The 15,114-nt window shown below is 68.4% G+C and carries 13 protein-coding genes, 1 pseudogene and 1 riboswitch; of the genes and pseudogenes, 6 read left to right on the top strand and 8 right to left on the bottom strand.

The window, feature by feature from the left end; all coding sequences use genetic code 11:
• Positions 1 to 13 precede the first annotated feature (13 nt).
• A riboswitch (SAM riboswitch) is annotated at positions 14 to 129 on the bottom strand.
• A gap of 289 nt (positions 130 to 418) precedes the next feature.
• Both K9D12_RS12230 and K9D12_RS12225 read left to right on the top strand, forming a co-directional pair.
• Positions 419 to 1,717 carry a cytochrome P450 gene (locus K9D12_RS12230; RefSeq protein ID WP_223060366.1) on the top strand — a complete coding sequence of 433 codons (1,299 nt, stop codon included), beginning with the start codon at positions 419 to 421 and terminating at the stop codon, positions 1,715 to 1,717.
• 160 nt (positions 1,718 to 1,877) lie between these two features.
• Complete coding sequence (locus tag K9D12_RS12225; RefSeq protein WP_225911238.1) at positions 1,878 to 2,327, top strand: hypothetical protein; 450 nt, start codon at positions 1,878 to 1,880, stop codon at positions 2,325 to 2,327.
• Positions 2,328 to 2,389: 62 nt separating this feature from the next.
• On the opposite strand, the gene K9D12_RS12220 is transcribed toward K9D12_RS12225, so the two are convergent.
• The 7 genes and pseudogenes from K9D12_RS12220 to K9D12_RS12195 all read right to left on the bottom strand — a co-directional run bounded on the left by K9D12_RS12220 (position 2,390) and on the right by K9D12_RS12195 (position 9,815).
• Positions 2,390 to 3,691, bottom strand: a complete 1,302-nt coding sequence (locus tag K9D12_RS12220) for a cyclopropane-fatty-acyl-phospholipid synthase family protein (protein ID WP_223060365.1) — start codon at positions 3,689 to 3,691, stop codon at positions 2,390 to 2,392.
• Positions 3,688 to 5,082 (bottom strand): FAD-binding oxidoreductase, encoded by a 1,395-nt coding sequence (locus K9D12_RS12215; protein WP_223060364.1) that lies wholly within the window; start codon positions 5,080 to 5,082, stop codon positions 3,688 to 3,690. The genes K9D12_RS12220 and K9D12_RS12215 overlap by 4 nt, the downstream gene beginning before the upstream one ends.
• 86 nt (positions 5,083 to 5,168) lie before the next feature.
• Positions 5,169 to 6,425, bottom strand: coding sequence for an FAD-binding protein (locus K9D12_RS12210; protein ID WP_223060363.1), 1,257 nt, complete (start codon positions 6,423 to 6,425; stop codon positions 5,169 to 5,171).
• A gap of 34 nt (positions 6,426 to 6,459) precedes the next feature.
• A complete protein-coding gene (locus K9D12_RS12205) occupies positions 6,460 to 7,698 on the bottom strand; it encodes a D-alanyl-D-alanine carboxypeptidase family protein (protein WP_223060362.1) in 1,239 nt (412 codons plus the stop codon).
• A gap of 316 nt (positions 7,699 to 8,014) precedes the next feature.
• Positions 8,015 to 8,119, bottom strand: a pseudogene (locus K9D12_RS15345) (NADP-dependent oxidoreductase); the annotation flags it as partial.
• Between the two features lie 293 nt (positions 8,120 to 8,412).
• Entirely contained in the window at positions 8,413 to 8,790 is a 378-nt protein-coding gene (locus K9D12_RS12200) for a nuclear transport factor 2 family protein (RefSeq protein WP_223060361.1), read from the bottom strand.
• A gap of 8 nt (positions 8,791 to 8,798) precedes the next feature.
• Positions 8,799 to 9,815, bottom strand: a complete 1,017-nt coding sequence (locus K9D12_RS12195; protein ID WP_223060360.1) for an NADP-dependent oxidoreductase — start codon at positions 9,813 to 9,815, stop codon at positions 8,799 to 8,801.
• A 59-nt stretch (positions 9,816 to 9,874) separates the two neighbouring features.
• On the opposite strand from K9D12_RS12195, the gene K9D12_RS12190 reads away from it, so the two are divergent.
• The gene (locus tag K9D12_RS12190; RefSeq protein WP_047310709.1) at positions 9,875 to 10,339 is read left to right on the top strand and encodes a GNAT family N-acetyltransferase; all 465 of its coding nucleotides are present in this window, start codon (positions 9,875 to 9,877) and stop codon (positions 10,337 to 10,339) included.
• Between the two features lie 13 nt (positions 10,340 to 10,352).
• On the opposite strand, the gene K9D12_RS12185 is transcribed toward K9D12_RS12190, so the two are convergent.
• Complete coding sequence (locus K9D12_RS12185; RefSeq protein WP_223060359.1) at positions 10,353 to 11,522, bottom strand: acyl-CoA dehydrogenase family protein; 1,170 nt, start codon at positions 11,520 to 11,522, stop codon at positions 10,353 to 10,355.
• 333 nt (positions 11,523 to 11,855) lie between these two features.
• On the opposite strand from K9D12_RS12185, the gene K9D12_RS12180 reads away from it, so the two are divergent.
• The 3 genes from K9D12_RS12180 (at position 11,856) to K9D12_RS12170 (ending at position 15,056) form a co-directional block, all read left to right on the top strand.
• Positions 11,856 to 13,259, top strand: a complete 1,404-nt coding sequence (locus K9D12_RS12180; protein WP_223060358.1) for a hypothetical protein — start codon at positions 11,856 to 11,858, stop codon at positions 13,257 to 13,259.
• Between the two features lie 147 nt (positions 13,260 to 13,406).
• Positions 13,407 to 14,825, top strand: coding sequence for a hypothetical protein (locus tag K9D12_RS12175; RefSeq protein ID WP_223060357.1), 1,419 nt, complete (start codon positions 13,407 to 13,409; stop codon positions 14,823 to 14,825).
• An 84-nt stretch (positions 14,826 to 14,909) separates the two neighbouring features.
• A complete protein-coding gene (locus tag K9D12_RS12170; RefSeq protein WP_156170139.1) occupies positions 14,910 to 15,056 on the top strand; it encodes a hypothetical protein in 147 nt (48 codons plus the stop codon).
• Positions 15,057 to 15,114: the final 58 nt, after the last annotated feature.

Here is a 15,114-nt window from a genome sequence, read left to right as displayed (position 1 = left end):
ACAACCTCTTTGTTCGTTGCGCTTGCGCAGACGCCGGGCGGCGACGCGCCAGGTCGTTACTCGGGGCACCCCACCGCAGCGGAGGGTTGCCGTCCGGCCAGCCGAGACTTATCGCCGGAACTCGAGACCCAGACATAAGTTAACCCACACGGTTACCAAACTCATGGTTATGACTAGCCAGTGTCCACATCCTGGCCTCGTCCGCCCGCGGCGTGATGTCGCAAGGTCCCGATGTGCGCGGCATTTCCCGCACAGGCGGCTCCCTTCCCCACCGGTTCACACTGCCGAAGGCGCCCCGGCACACCGTCCGCCAGGACGCGCCCACCTTGGCGGGTGGCCGTGCTGCAGGCGATCTCGGGGCCACCGGCCGTCCTGTAGCGTCGGAGACAAACCATGACGTGGCAATGAAGGAGCACCGATGAGCCTTGCGAAGAACGCGACCGCCCTGCTGTCCAAACTGCCCGATCAGACCGCTGCCTTTCTGGCGGACGGCTACCTGTTCCAGGAGCGCCTGCGCAAGGCCGAGGGTCGTAGCCCCGGGGACGCGCGACCGCTCGCCACCCGCCTGCTCGGACGCCCCGCGCTGATCGTGCGCGGCAAGGAGGGCGTCGACCTGTTCTACGACACCTCGCGCATGAAGCGTGACGGCGCGATGCCATTGCCGGTGCGCGGGCCGCTGTTCGGTAAGGGCGCGGTGCACGGTCTCGATGACGAGGAGCACCGTCACCGCAAGGCCATGCTCATGCGCATCACCTACGACGACGCTCAGGTTCGCCGCTTCATGCCGATTCTCGAGGATGAGATGCGCAAGACGCTCGCGCGCTGGGAGCAGGAGCCGGGAACCGTCTACGACGGAAGCGTCATCACGTATGGGCGTGCCGCCCTGCGGTGGGCGGGCGTTCCCGGTAGCGAGGAGGAACTCGACACGTGGGCGCAGCGTCTCGGCCAGATCGTCGAGGGCTTCGGGCGCAAGAGCCCCGCGCACGTCGAGGCGTGGATCAACCGTCGTCGGTGCGACGCGTGGGCGGCCGACCTCGTGGCGCGCACCCGACGAGGTGAGATCACGCCCGAACCCGGCACCGCGCTGCACGAGGTCGCGAACGCGACGAACCTCGACGGCTCACCGCTCGACGAGCACACCGCTGGGGTCGAGTTGCAGAACACGACGCGTCCGACCATCGCCGTCGCGCGTTTCGCAGCCTTCGCCGCTCGCGCACTCGTCGAGCACCCCGAGTACCGCGAGCGCATCGCCGACGAGGTGGCATCGAGCGGCACGCTGCTGGAGAACCCGACGGCCGTCGCCTTCGCCCAGGAGGTGCGCCGCGTCTCCCCGTTCGTGCCGATGCTGCCGGCCTTCGCCCGTGACTCCTTCGAATGGGGAGGCCAGAAGATCCGTCGCGGCCAGCGCGTGCTCATCGACATCCTCGGCACGAACAACGACCCGCACGAGTGGGACTCGCCCGAGGAGTTCCGCCCCGAACGCTTCACCGGTGTCGACGCGGAGAAGATCCAGAGCTTCATCCCTCAGGGCGGTGGCGACGTCGCCACCGGGCACCGCTGCCCCGGCGAGAAGATCGCGGTGACCGCGCTGTCGGTGACGGTTGCCGGGCTGTGCACCCCGGGTGTGGAGATCGATCCGAAGGGCCTCGACTTCAAGTGGACCCAGTTGCCGACGCTGCCCGGTAGCGGCGCCCGGGTGCGGGTGAAGCGCGCCTGATCGTCGTGTTTCCGTGAGGTCGGGGGCATGACAAGCGCTGGACCTCATGAAAACGGCACCGCTCCCCCGCCCAGGCCAGGGAGCAGTCGCAGCCGCCGACCGCGACCTGGTGTGTTTCCTCAAGCACTCCATCGCATCGTCCCCACGGAAGGATCACAGAATGTCCGGTATATCTCGACTCACCGAGTCCATCCGTTCTCTGGCCGAGCCCGCGCCTACGCCGCCGTCCGGCCCGCAGAACTGGGCCCGTCTCGGTCTGGGCGCCATGATGTCGTTCGCCGGCACGTCGCACCTCACATTCGCGCGCGACGACTTCCAGGCGCAGGTGCCCGACTGGTTCCCGATCGACAAGGACGCCGTCGTGCTGGCTTCCGGCGTCGTGGAGATCGCGTTCGGCGCCGCACTGCTGGCACTTCCGCAGCGGAGGGCGCTCGTGGGCGCGGCGCTGGCCGCGTTCTACGCGGCGATCTTCCCTGGCAACATCAGCCAGTACGCGGAGCGTCACGACGCCTTCGGTCTGGACAGCGACGCCAAGCGTCTGGCGCGTCTCTTCGGTCAGCCGGCCCTCATCGCCGCAGCTCTGAAGGCCGCGGGATTCCCGCGCCGCTGAGGCGTTCCGAACAGTAGCGCTGGTCGAACGTCAACGGGCGTCCGACCAGCGCCGCGCCCGTTTCAGGCCCTCCAGTGCGAGCCCAGCGGGTAGCCCCCGTTGTCGCCGTTCTCGGTGGTCTTCGTGGCGAGCACCTGGTGCAGGTGCAGCCAACCCTCCTCGAACCCGAGGCGCGAGCCGGCCATGTAGATGCCCCACACGCGCGCGGTCGGCAGGCCGGCCTCGCCGACGCAGAACTCCCAGTTCGCCTCGAGGTTGCGGCACCACGCGGCCAGCGTGTGCGCGTACGACAGGCGCAGGTTCTCGTCGTGCTGCACCTCGAACCCGGCGTCGTGGCACTCCGCGATGAGGCGCCCCGGCGAGGCCAGTTCACCGTCGGGGAACACGTAGCGGTCCGTGAACGGCTCCGGGCGCGCCGACGCCGTGTCGTCACGACGCGTGATGCAGTGGTTGAGCAGACGCCCGCCGTCACGCAGCTTCGAGTGCAGGAACGTGAAGTAGTCGTGGTAGTTCTTCACGCCGATGTGCTCCGTCAGGCCGATCGAGCTCACCTTGTCGAAGCCCGTCTCCGTCACGTCGCGGTAGTCGCTGTGGCGAATCTCGACGAGGTGCTCAAGGCCCGCCTCGCGCACCGCGCGCTGGCCCCACTCCGCCTGCTCGCGGCTCAGCGTCACACCGAGCACACTCACGCCACGCTCGCGCGCCGCGTGGATCGCCATGCCGCCCCAGCCGCAGCCGACGTCGAGCAACCGATCGCCCGGCTGCAGGTCGAGCTTGTCCGCCACGAGCGCGAACTTTCGCTCCTGCGCCTCCTCCAGCGAATCCGTCGCCGCGTCGTAGACGGCACACGTGTACGCCATCGACGGGCCGAGCACCTTCTCGTAGAACGCGTTCGAGACGTCGTAGTGGTAGCTGATCGAATCGGCCGCCCGCGACATCGGGTTCACCTTCGCGAGGTGACGCTTCCAGCGCGGCTGGCTCTCGATCTCCGGCAACGGCGGGTGCTTGAGCGCCTTCGTCCCCAGCGCCTTGACGATCGGCGCCAGCACCGACGCCGCGTCACGCTTGCCCAGATCCTTCACGCGCAGATCGCGCTTGATGAGGCTGAACACCTCGTACGGGTCGCCCTCGGAGAAGCCCGTCCCCGTCAGCGTTCCCGTGAGGTACGCGCGAGCGAGCCCCAGGTCGCCGGGCGCTGTGAGGAGGTAACGCAGCCCCTCCTCGTTCTCGATCCGCAGCTGGATCGCAGCGTCCTTCGGCCCGACGTCGGTGCCGTCGTACGCGGTGAGGCGCATCGGCAGCGGCTCCTCGAGCACCGCGGTGACGGCCTGCTGAACGAGGGGTGCGCCGGTCGGCGTGGTCATGCGTGGGTCCTTACCTTGTCTGCGAATTCGGGCAGTCGTCCCGAGGGGTCGTACATCGACTTCATACGGCGGTATTCGTCCGCGCCGTAGAGGTCTTCGAAGGTCTGAGCGTCGTAGTAGACGTCGGAGTACAGCGACTTGTGACCGCCCATCGTGGGCAGCACGGCCTCGATGTCGCGGTTGACGTCGCCGTCCGCGCGGCCGGGCTCGATGGCCACCGTGCCCCAGAACCCGACATTGACGTAGGTGCGGTTCGGCTCGAGCCGGTACAGGGGCCACGCCTGATCGCCGCGCAACCGCAGCGGGCAGACCCACACCGGCGTCATGCCGACGTGCTCGTCGAACCACGGCATGAAGTTCACGAGTTCCTCGAGCGGCACCTCGACGTCCTGGACGACGCGCTCACGCGGTAGCTCGCCGCGCATCGAGTCGATCTTCGCGGCCACGCCGTAGCGGTTCTCGAAGCCGACAATGCGGTGGAATACGTCGCTGCGGCGGTACTTGCTCGGCCACAGCCGGCGGACCGTCGGGTTCTGCACACCGAACGCGTTGGAGCACCAGAACCAGTCCGTGTCCCAGCGCCAGATGTAGTCGTGCGCCGTGAGGGTGTCGCGGTCCAGCTCTTCGATGCTGCGGTAGAAGATGCGCTGACCGGTGTAATCGCTCGGGTGACGGCGAACGTCGGGGAAGAAGTTCGCGAGGACGAGGTAGCACTCGCCCGGCGAGACGATCATGCCGTCGAGGCCGTCGACGCGCTCGCCCTCCCACACCTCGTCCGCGACGATGCGCTCGATCGCCTCCGTCATCGCCCGGGCGGAATCGAAGCGGACGTTGCGCGTCTCGACGAGGTCGCCGATCGGCGCGAGCTCGATGCGCAGGCGCGTCGCATAGCCGAGGCTGCCGTAGCTGTTCGGGAAGGCCCGGAAGAGGTCGGCGTGCTCGTTCGTCGGCGTCGCCGTGACGATCGTGCCCTCCCCCGTGAACACGTCCATCTCAAGGACGGATTCGTGCGGCAGTCCGTTGCGGAACGACGTCGACTCGATGCCCAGGCCCGTCACCGCACCGCCGAGCGTGATGGTGCGCAGCTGCGGCACGACGAACGGCATGAGGCCGTGCTGAAGCGTGACGTCGACGAGGTTCTCGTACGTGCACATGCCCTGGACGTCGGCCGTGCGCGCTTCGGCGTCGATGCTGATGACGCCGGCGAGGCCCTCGACGTCGAGCCCGCGGGTGGCGCGCTCGCGCGGACGGAAGAGGTTCGAGGTCTTCTTCGCGAGGCGCACCGTCTCGTCCGGGCCGAGCGCGGCGAAGGACTCTCGCAGGCGCGAAACAGCCCGCTCGTGAGCCTCGACTCCGACCGGACGCGCGGTCTGAGAATTTCTATTGAACATCGAAGTACCTCACGTTCTGACGCTACACCCGGCCCCAGATTATCCGCGACCTCCCGCGGATGAGACGGTGCTCAGCCCTGGGGTGTCTACCCGAACAGGGCTTCGCTCCACGCGTTGCGGAACATGCCGTCGGGGTCGTGACGGCGCGCCTCGGCATCCACCTCCGGCAGCGCCGGGATGAGTTCGAGCATCCGCTCGCGCGACGTGGCGTAGAGCTTGCCCCAGTGCGGGCGCGCGTCGAACGGCTCGAGCGCAGCCTCCAACCGAGGCAGGAAGCGCATGACGGCGTCCGGGTCGCGATGCCACGTGATGTGCACCGCGACGACGTCCGCGCCGCGCATCGGGCTGAGCGACAGGTCGTCACCGGCGACGGCGCGAATTTCCATCGAGTGCGCCAACGTGGCGAAGACGTCGGCGAACTGCGGCAGCGCTGACAGGGCAGCACCGGCGTGCTCGCGCGGCACGAGGTACTCCGACTGCACCTCCTCCCCCACGCTCGGCTCGAACTCGGAGCGGAAGTGCGTGAGGCGCTCGTAGCTCGGCCCGGCCACTCCGAGTTGCTCCGTGACGGCCACGGGGTCGGCACCCGGCGAGGGATGACGCGCACTCGTGGCGGCGCGGGCTCCGAGGATCTCAGCCTGCGCGGCGTCACCGCCGCGACGCTTGGCGAACAGGAGCGCGCGACCACCGTCCTGCCAGTTCGGGGCGAGGCTGAACGAGTACAGCTCGCCGACGAGCGTGTCGAAGTGCTCGACGGCGGCCGCGTAGTCGAGGCCCTCGTACACCGTCGTCGCGATCTCGAACGCGGGCACGACGTCGAGTTCGAGCTCGACGATCGGCCCGAACAGCCCCAGGTGCACGGGGTAGTGCGCAAAACCTGCGTCACCGCGACGCACGATGCGCAGATCGCCGTCGGCCGTGACGTGCGTGAGGGAACGCACCGCGGACGCAAGGCTCGGCTGCGTGACGCCCGAGCCGTGCGTCGCCGTCGCAATGGCGCCCGCGATGGTGATGTGCGGCAGCGACGCGAGGTTCGCGAGCGCCAACCCGTGCTCGGCGAGCGCCGCGTTCGCCTCGGCGTAGGTGATGCCGCCGTCGACCCACGCACTGCCCTCGTTCGTCACCTCGACGCGGCGCGGCAGGTCGCGCAGGGTGACGTGGACGCCGTCGGTGTCGGCGATGGCGTTGAAGCAGTGGCGGGTGCCGACGACCCGCAGCCGCTTGCCCGACGCTCGAGCCGCGCGCACCGCGTCCTGCACCTGCTCGACGCTCGTGGGCGCGAGGCGCTCACTGGCTTCGTAGACGACGTTTCCGGCCCAGTTCGTCACGGGGATCTTGCTCATGAAACGACGCTATACCCGCGGGCCGAGGGTGAGGTCAGCCGATGAAGTTGTAGTGCCAGGACTCGGGATTCGAGCCGTTCCGGTCGAGGTAGGCGGGCCGGTCCCAGCCGTACTCCTTGCCGTGAGCGGTGATCCACGTGTCGTACGGGCCACCGAAGCCGGAGCGATACGGAGTGCCGGACATGGCGCTGCTGCTGCGGGTCTCCAGGTCGATGGCCACGCCCATCCCGTGGTTGGACGTGCCCGGCCGGGCAGCCCGGGGGTATCCGAGGAAGCCGGCGTACTTCTGCTGCGTCGTCAGGTCGCGGTAGGCCTCGCCGATCTTGATGTCGTAGCCGTACTGAGCGCGGAAGGCCGCGTTCATCTCGACGAACGACTTCGCGGCCGGGCACGCCAGGAACCGGGGCTGCGTGGGGGCCCAGTTCGTCTGGGTCCAAGAGGGCAGGGCGCACATGTCGTTCTTCTTCGCGACGCCGTTGTACGCGGACATGGTGTTGGTCGCGTAGATGAGGGCCGACGAGACGTAGCGACCCGTGTGAGCGCCGGAGGTGATCCTGAACCAGTCGTCGCTCACGTACTTGCCCTTGAGTGCGGTGCCCTTCGGGATGTACGCCACGAGCTTGGAGTGCGTCGTCGCCGCCGAGCGCACCGCGATGGGGTCGCGGTTCGTGATGACGTACCGGGTGACGGTGATGCCGACGGGCGCTTTGTTCGTGCCGAGTGCGGTGGGCCCGGACCGGAGCGGGTCGGTCCACAGCAGGTCGATGTTGCGCAGGTACTTGCCGTTGTAGGGCCCGCCGGTGATCTTGAACAGCTTGGTGCCGGCAATCTTGCCGGTGACCTTGGTGTTCACGGGGATCGTGGTCAGCTGGGTTCCGGCGCTGTTGTACAGGTAGGTCTTGGCGTACCCGACCCAGGCCGGCGTGCCGGTCGGCGCGGGGAGGCTCGGCTTCTTGGCCGGCGGGGCAGTGGCCGTCGTCTTCGCAAGAACGCTGTCCTTGACGTACTTGCCCGCGTACTTGCTGGGGGTGCTGATCTTGACCCAGCCGTTGGAAAGCGTGCCGGTGACCGTTGTGCCAACGGGCATCTTGCCGACGAGGACGGAGCTCGTGGCCGGGCTCGTGCGCACATTCGTGGTCTGGAACGTGGAGCGGGTCACCGTGGTGGAGGTCGCGGCGGGCGCCGCGAGGCTGACGGCGGCGCTCCCCGCGACCGTGCCCCCGAGGGCGAGCGTCACGGCCACAGCGAAGCTGCGGGGGTTGGCGAGGATCATGCAGTTCTCCAGGATTCAGGCATGCCCGCTCGCGAGGCGACCGAGGTGGTGGCCGGCGACGGGCGACGGGCTCGTCAGGCAGCGCGAGCGCCGAGAATCCCGGCCATCACAGAGTCGCCCACACGACGCTGCGCGATGCCCGAAGGCACCGATCTTCGACGCCCCCGTGGAAGACGTTGCCGCCACAGTGCGTGACGGAGATCTCGCTCTTGGAGTGACGTTATACCCCCGGCACCGACAATCAGCCCGAAACGCACGAATCCTTCAAACGGCCCCCCGGTGGCAAGTTCGTGTCGACACCCATGGCTGGCGGGCCTCAGATCGTGACGACCATCTTGCCGGTGTTGCCGCCGGTGAGCAGATCCATGAACGCCTGCGGCGCGTTCTCGAGCCCCTCGACAACCGTCTCGTCTTCGGTCACGAGACATTGCGAGGTGACGAAGATGCCCCGCTCAGTTGACAAGATTCTGGAGCACGCCGACGAACTGACCACCCGATTCGAGACCTAGGAGCCCAGCCCGAACGACGAGGTCGACCCGCGTGCTCCCGTGAACTGCGTTCGGCCGCCGCGGAACGCTCCTCCGCCGAGCGTCACCTCTGGGACCGGAAGCGGTTCGCCTGGCACGCGACTTCGGGATGTCGTGGCGGCCCTCGGAACCTTCATCGGAGCAGTAGCGAGACAGCGCTACTGCCCATGCGACGCATTAACCCGATTCACGAGTGCAGCGGCGCAACTGTCTGCTGGTAGAGCGCCAGGCGCGGTTCGTCGTCGACGAGCCGATAAACGCTCGTCATGAGCGCGCTGAACGGCTCGTCGTCCCCGCGACGTGCCGTGGCGCGGTAAGTCAGCGCGGCAGCCGATGCGCCGAGGGGTAGCAGCTTCACGTTGCTGAGCTCGTACATCGACCACGGCGGCGCGCCGTCGAGCGACTCGACCACCCCGCCGCGATCGAGCAGGAGCCCGCCCGCCAGGAGCATGACGCCGTCATCGGTCATAAGGCGGCCGTAGAAGTCAGCACCCGTGCGCGAACACAGCGCCTGCCAACCGCGGTGCTCCAATGTGACGAGGCGTTCTTCGCTCAGGTTCGACACGGTGGGCCTCAGATCGTGACGACCATCTTGCCGGTGTTGCCGCCGGTGAGCAGATCCATGAACGCCTGCGGCGCGTTCTCGAGCCCCTCGACAACCGTCTCGTCCCACGTGACCTCGCCGGAGCCGATCCAGCGCGCCATCTTCTCCTGGAACTCGGGCACGAGGTCGCGGTGGTCGGCCTGGATGAACCCGCGCATCGTGAGGCGCTTTCCGATCATGAGGGCCAGGTTGCGCGGCGCAGCTGGCGGCTCTGCCGAGTTGTACTGCGCGATGGCGCCACACATCGCGATGCGCCCGTTGAGGTTGAGGGCCGAGATGGCCGCCTCGAGGTGGTCGCCGCCCACGTTGTCGAAGTACACGTCGATACCGTCGGGCGCCGCGTCCTTGAGCTGACGACGCACGTCGCCGTCCTTGTAGTTGAACGCCGCGTCGAAGCCGCTCTCCTTGGCGCGCTCAACCTTCTCCGGCGAACCGGCCGAACCGATGACGCGCGACGCGCCCTCGAGCTTCGCGATCTGCCCCACGAGCGAACCGACGGCACCCGCCGCGCCCGAGACGAAGACGGCGTCACCCGGCTTGAACTCGGCCGTGCGCAGCAGGCCGCCGTACGCGGTGATGCCCGGCATGCCCAAAACGCCGAGGTACGTGGACGGCGAGATCTCGACGCCGTTGATCTCCTGCTCCACCTTGCGCGCGCCCTTCGCCGGGACGACCGCGAGGTCGCGCCAGCCGAGACCGTGCAGCACGAGGTCGCCCGCGGCGAACCCGTCGGCCTTCGACTCGACGACCTCACCGACCGCGCCACCGTCGAGCGGCTCGTCGATCTGGAACGGCGGAACGTACGACTTCACGTCGTTCATGCGCCCACGCATGTACGGGTCGACGCTCATCACGACGTTGCGCACGAGCAGCTCACCGTCACCGAGCGCGGGCAGTTCGCGCTCCTCGAGACGGAAGTTGTCGGCCGTCGGAGCACCCTCCGGGCGCGACGCGAGAACGATGATGCGGGCCTTGTCGAAAGTCATGCCCTCACCATGTCACACACCCCTGACAACCCCCTGGCCGCATGGCGCAAGATGGAACCATGACCATCGAGATCTCGTACGCCACCGAGGCCGACATCGACGACGTCGCAAGCCTTTTCGAGCAGTACCGCAGCTTCTACGGCAAGGCCCCGACGCACGACGCCCGCACCTTCCTCGAGGAGCGCGTGGCCGGTGGCCAGTCGCTCGTCCTCGTCGCCCGCGACGGCTACCGCGTCGTCGGCTTCGCTCAGGCCTACCGCGCGTTCGACTCGATCCGCCTCGCCCACGAGTGGATCCTCACCGACCTCTTCGTCGACGGCGCCGCCCGCGGTCGTCGCGTCGGCGGTGGCCTCGTCGACGCTCTCGTGACGTCGGCCCGCGACAACGGAGCCCACGCCGTCATCGTCGAGACCGAGGCCGACAACGGCTACGCCCACCGTCTCTACGAATCGCGCGGGTTCGAGCAGGCCCGTGACACCGGCCGCTCCGTCCGCTACGCCCTGCACCTGCGCGACCACCACTGACGTCCGCAACCGGCTACAGCGAGCGCGCGACGAGTTCCTTCATCACCTCGTTGGCGCCGCCGTAGATCTTCTGGATGCGCGCCCCGGCGTACATCTTGGCGATGGGGTACTCGGACATGAAGCCGTACCCGCCGAAGAGCTGCAGCACCCGGTCGATGACGTTGCACTGCACGTCTGTGGTCCAGAACTTCGCCCGCGAGGCCGTCGCGGAGTCGAGGTCGCCGTTGACGTGCAGCCCGATGCAGTGGTCGAGCAGGGTGCGCGCTGCGAATACGTCCGTCGAGCACTCGGCGAGCACGAAGCGCGTGTTCTGCAGGTCCATGAGCACGCCGTCGAACATCTCGCGCGACTTCGCGTGTTCCACGCCCAGCTCGATGGCGAGCTCCGCCGAACCGACGGCCGTGCACGCCAGGCCGAGGCGCTCCTGCGGCAATTGCTCCATGAGGTGGTAGAAACCGCGGCCCTCCTCGCCGAGAACGTTCTCGACCGGAACGCGCATGTCGGTGAAGTGCAGCTCGCGGGTGTCCTGGCCGTGCTGACCGATCTTCTGCAGAACACGCCCACGCTCGAATCCCTCAAGGCCATCGGTCTCGACGACAAGCAGCGAAATGCCCTTGTGCCCGGCCTTCGGGTCACGCTCGCCGGTGCGGGCCACGACGACGATGAGGTCCGCGTGGCCGGCGTTCGTGATGAACGTCTTCGACCCGTTGACGACGAAGTCGTCGCCGTCACGCACCGCGCGGGTGCGCACGCGCTTGAGGTCCGAACCGGCGCCGGGCTCCGTCATCGCGACGGCGCCGACCATCTCGCCGGTGCACATCTTCGGCAGCCACCGCTTCTTCTGTTCCTCCGTGCCGTAGGCGAGCACGTAGTGCATCACGATGATCGAGTGCACGACAAAGCCCCACGAGTCGTCACCGGCGCGTGCCTGCTCCAGCGCGACGACGGCCTCGTGGGCGAACGTACCGCCCCCGCCGCCGTACTCCTCGGGGATCGACAGGCCCAGCAGCCCGAGCTCACCGGCCTTCGTCCACACCTCGCGGTCCACGGCGTGCTGCTCGTGGAAACGGTCGATGTGCGCGGCGAGTTCGTCCTCGCAGAAACGTCGGGCGAGGGTGCGCAGATCGTCGAGTTCCTCGTTCATCCACGGCGATCGGTAGGGCAGCGGCGCGGTGGGGCTCATGCCTGATCCTTTCGAGCTGACGGGCGGTGCCCCCAGTGTGCCGCACCTCACATGAACGGCGGGCGTTCGCCCCCGCCGAACCTGTCGACCGAAATTCAAACCGAAGGGCGAAAAACAGCGTCGAATATCGCCCGGTTCGGTGCATCTGAGACAAGCGTTCGGCTACGATCTCGCCTGCAGGGGTGCACACGGGAGCGAAGGTTGCAAAATCGCCACGCAGCCACCGCTTTTGAAACACGTTGCAACCGCCAGGTTGCGAAGTGTCGACACGAGAGAACTCTCGCGTCTACGCAGGACGTCGCCCGGGAGGGCGGCACGAAGGAGTCGACACCGATGGCGAGCCACGACGCCGGATGGGACGCGTTCCGTAGCGAACTGCGTCACTGGATGGAACTGCGTCACTTCACGAGCCGCGCGCTCGCAATGAAGCTGAACGACGCCCTCGGGGCGTCGAGCGACGTCAACCTCGACGAGCACGTGGTCAAGCGTTGGCGCCACTCCACCGCGCCGCCCCTGGCCGCGGTTCGCCACATCGCCGCCATCCTCGAGATGAGCGACGACCCGACGGGTGCCGCTCCGCACGACCCGACCTTCATCCTGCGCCGCATGGGCCTGCTCGACGAGCCCGCGACGACGGGCGAACTCGTCGACTCCAGCTTCCGCCTGCAGGAGCTGCGTCTGCGCCTGCTCGACGTGCGTGCCTCCCTCGGCGAACACTCGGCACGAAGCGGCGCCGGCCGCCTCGTCCAGACGGCGATGTCGCACGGCTACGCCGCAGCCGTCTACCCCGTGTGGGCCGGCCCCACCGGCTACCCCATGCACGTCTCCGACCGCATCGACTTCCGCCCCGCGCGCCCGGGCCTCGGCAGCATCGACGACGTCCCCGCGATGCGTTCGCTCTTCGTCGAGAACTTCGCCGTGCCCGGCGAGCTCGGCCCACGATTCAGCACCCAACCCGACGACCTCGCGACGCAGGAGCACTGGGCCATCCCGCACATCGGGCGCCCCTCGACACGCAGCGGGCACATGCTGCACCTCGCCGTGCCGTCGATCGCCGTGTCGGCGCAGACGGCCCGCGCATGGGTCGACGACGTCGCCTCGATGCTCGCCTGGGTGCTCGGCTACGGCTTCGTCAGCACCCGCGAGATCGCTCGCGAACTGACGCGCAACCCGTTCGCCACCGAGGCACTGCGCAACGACGTCCACGAGCAGTTCCTCACCCAGGCGCCCGCGCGTCACGTGTGGTCACACCACGCCGCCGGCCTGCCCAGCGACAACCCGGGCGCGCCCTGGACCGACGCCAGCGGCGCCGTCGCCTCCTCGCTCGTCCACGTCCGCCTCGTCGAGACCGACGCCGTCCTCGACCACGAGAGCGACTGGCTCGCCGAGCAGCTCGGCACCACCGAGGAGGAGGCAGCCGTGCTCGCCAAGCGCGACCGCGACGAAGCCGCCAGCCGCCTCGACTCCCCGACCATGCAGCAGGTGCGCCACCGCGTCGTCACCGTGCCGGTCGAACTGCTGACCGACGCCTCGGACCGCTGGGAGCAGGTCTTCCAGACCGTGCTGCTCGTGACGCACCGCCTCCACGAGCTGGGCGTGAACGTCGACCTGTACCCCATCCACGAACGACTCGCGCGCGACGAACCGGACATCGCGCCGACGATCCTGCGATGGCTGGCCGACCACGGCTCGCCGCTCGTCAGCGAGACCTTCTCGTCGTCGCACCATCTCGGCTGAAGTTTCACCGGAAATCTGGCAACGCTGTGCCGTAGATTGAACATTCGACCTGCTTCTCGAGGTCGAAGCGCGAGACGACGGCGCCTCCATGCTGCGCCACCCCGCCCCCGGATCCTTCTCCTCTACCACCAGGAGCACCTTCGACGGATGGCTGCACACGACGCGAGTTGGGACATCTTCCGCTCCGAACTCAAGCATTGGATGGAACTGCGCAGGTACACGAACAAGGCCCTCGCAGACGCGATCAACGCCGACGCCGATGACGCCGGCCTCTCCGCGCCCATCACCGAACAGATCATCAAGCGCTGGCGGCACTCCACGTCGCCGCCGCTGCAGTCACTCAAGGTGATCGGCCGCATTCTCGGCATGAGCAACGACCCCGCCGGGAACGCACCGTACGACCCGACGTACCTGCCGCGCGCCATGGGAATCCTCGAGGCCGCACCGGAGCACTCGGAACTCATCGAGGCGGCCTACCGGCTGCAGACCATCCGCGCGAAGATCACCGACGCCCAGAGCACCCTCGCGAGCGCCACGGCCGACGAAGGTGTCGTCAACATCGTGCGCAGGGCGATGGAGAGCGGCCTCGGTGCCGCCGTCCTCCCGATCTTCGAGGGCCCGCGCGGCTACCCGATGCACGTGTCGGACCGCATCGATCTGCGTGAACCGCAGCCCGACCGTCCCGCGCCCAAGCCGATCGACCACCCCGGGCTCGCCGACGCGCTCCAGGACTCGTTCGCCGTCGTCAGCCGCCGCACGCCACGTTTCGCCGTGCCGGCCGACGCCCCGACGCCGACAACCTTGTCACCGTGGGCCGTCCAGTACGTCGGTCGCCCCCGCCCCGGCATCGTGCACCGCGCCCACGACGGCGTTCCGGCCGTCGTCGTCACCTCCGTCACGACGACGCCGTGGACCGACGACGTCGGCGCCCTCGTGGCGATGGTGCTCGGCTACGGCTTCACGACGACGCGTGAGTTGGCGCGCGAACTCGTCAAGGACCCGTACCGCAGCGACCACCTGCGCAACGACATCCACGACAACTTCCTGTCCGCGGCGACGCCGACGCGGCGCGTCTGGTCGCACCACGGCTCGATCCTTTCCGGCGACAATCCGTACGCACCGTTCCGCGACGCACAGGGACGCGTCACGAATCAGCTCGTGCAGATCTGCCTCGTCGAGGACGACGCCTGCCTCCTGCACACCGCGCAGTTCCCGCCCGGGCGTCTCGGCGGGGGACGCCCCGTCGACGAGGTGTCCTCGGAGTTCGACGAACTGCGCCGTCAGCGGGACACCATGGTGGCGCGCGCGGAGGAACTCACCGGGAACGTGCGCGTCTTCTCCCTGCCCGTGACCTTCTCCCCGGAACCCGACGAGCGCTGGCTGCAGGTCTTCCGCTGCACCCTCGCCGTGCTGCAGATCATCGCCGGGCTCGGTATCGACGGGGACCTGCGTGACGTCCACGACCGTCTCGTGCGCAGCGACCCGCAGGTGGCGCCGCAGGTGCTGCGCTGGCTCGCCGACCACGACGCGCCCTTCGTCGATCCGCGCTACCGCACGCGCCGCTGACCCCCGCGGGGTGGAGATGCTGGACGCGTGGACGGCGAGGGCGTAGAACAGGAATCGACCTGTACGACGCACGAGGAGGACGCCATGAGCGACATGGGTAACGACAAGAACGCTTCCGACGTGGCCGACACGCCGACGCCCGACGCCGACGAGGCCGTCGACGAGCAGACGGGCTCCGACCTCGAGGGCAACGCCAACGACGACGTCGTCGAGACCGAGGACGCTGGCTGAGCCGACCGATCCGACGAGAAGGGGCTGCCGCAGTTCGACCCTGCGGCAGCCCCTTTCG

The sequence above is a fragment of the Dermacoccus sp. Tok2021 genome (assembly GCF_019895135.1).
Classification (GTDB): Bacteria; Actinomycetota; Actinomycetes; order Actinomycetales; family Dermatophilaceae; genus Dermacoccus; species Dermacoccus abyssi.
The sequence above is the reverse complement of the archived record's forward strand: the minus strand, read 5'-3'. Positions and strand labels throughout refer to the sequence as shown.

What these genes read in the sequence shown, in the direction of transcription:
- K9D12_RS12185 (WP_223060359.1), bottom strand. Translation starts at nt 11,522, where the DNA reads ATGAGCCCCACCGCGCCGCTGCCCTACCGATCGCCGTGGATGAACGAG.
- K9D12_RS12205 (WP_223060362.1), bottom strand. Translation starts at nt 7,698, where the DNA reads ATGATCCTCGCCAACCCCCGCAGCTTCGCTGTGGCCGTGACGCTCGCC.
- K9D12_RS12230 (WP_223060366.1), top strand. Translation starts at nt 419, where the DNA reads ATGAGCCTTGCGAAGAACGCGACCGCCCTGCTGTCCAAACTGCCCGAT.
- K9D12_RS12220 (WP_223060365.1), bottom strand. Translation starts at nt 3,691, where the DNA reads ATGACCACGCCGACCGGCGCACCCCTCGTTCAGCAGGCCGTCACCGCG.
- K9D12_RS12225 (WP_225911238.1), top strand. Translation starts at nt 1,878, where the DNA reads ATGTCCGGTATATCTCGACTCACCGAGTCCATCCGTTCTCTGGCCGAG.
- K9D12_RS12180 (WP_223060358.1), top strand. Translation starts at nt 11,856, where the DNA reads ATGGCGAGCCACGACGCCGGATGGGACGCGTTCCGTAGCGAACTGCGT.
- K9D12_RS12195 (WP_223060360.1), bottom strand. Translation starts at nt 9,815, where the DNA reads ATGACTTTCGACAAGGCCCGCATCATCGTTCTCGCGTCGCGCCCGGAG.
- K9D12_RS12215 (WP_223060364.1), bottom strand. Translation starts at nt 5,082, where the DNA reads ATGTTCAATAGAAATTCTCAGACCGCGCGTCCGGTCGGAGTCGAGGCT.
- K9D12_RS12175 (WP_223060357.1), top strand. Translation starts at nt 13,407, where the DNA reads ATGGCTGCACACGACGCGAGTTGGGACATCTTCCGCTCCGAACTCAAG.
- K9D12_RS12190 (WP_047310709.1), top strand. Translation starts at nt 9,875, where the DNA reads ATGACCATCGAGATCTCGTACGCCACCGAGGCCGACATCGACGACGTC.
- K9D12_RS12170 (WP_156170139.1), top strand. Translation starts at nt 14,910, where the DNA reads ATGAGCGACATGGGTAACGACAAGAACGCTTCCGACGTGGCCGACACG.
- K9D12_RS12210 (WP_223060363.1), bottom strand. Translation starts at nt 6,425, where the DNA reads ATGAGCAAGATCCCCGTGACGAACTGGGCCGGAAACGTCGTCTACGAA.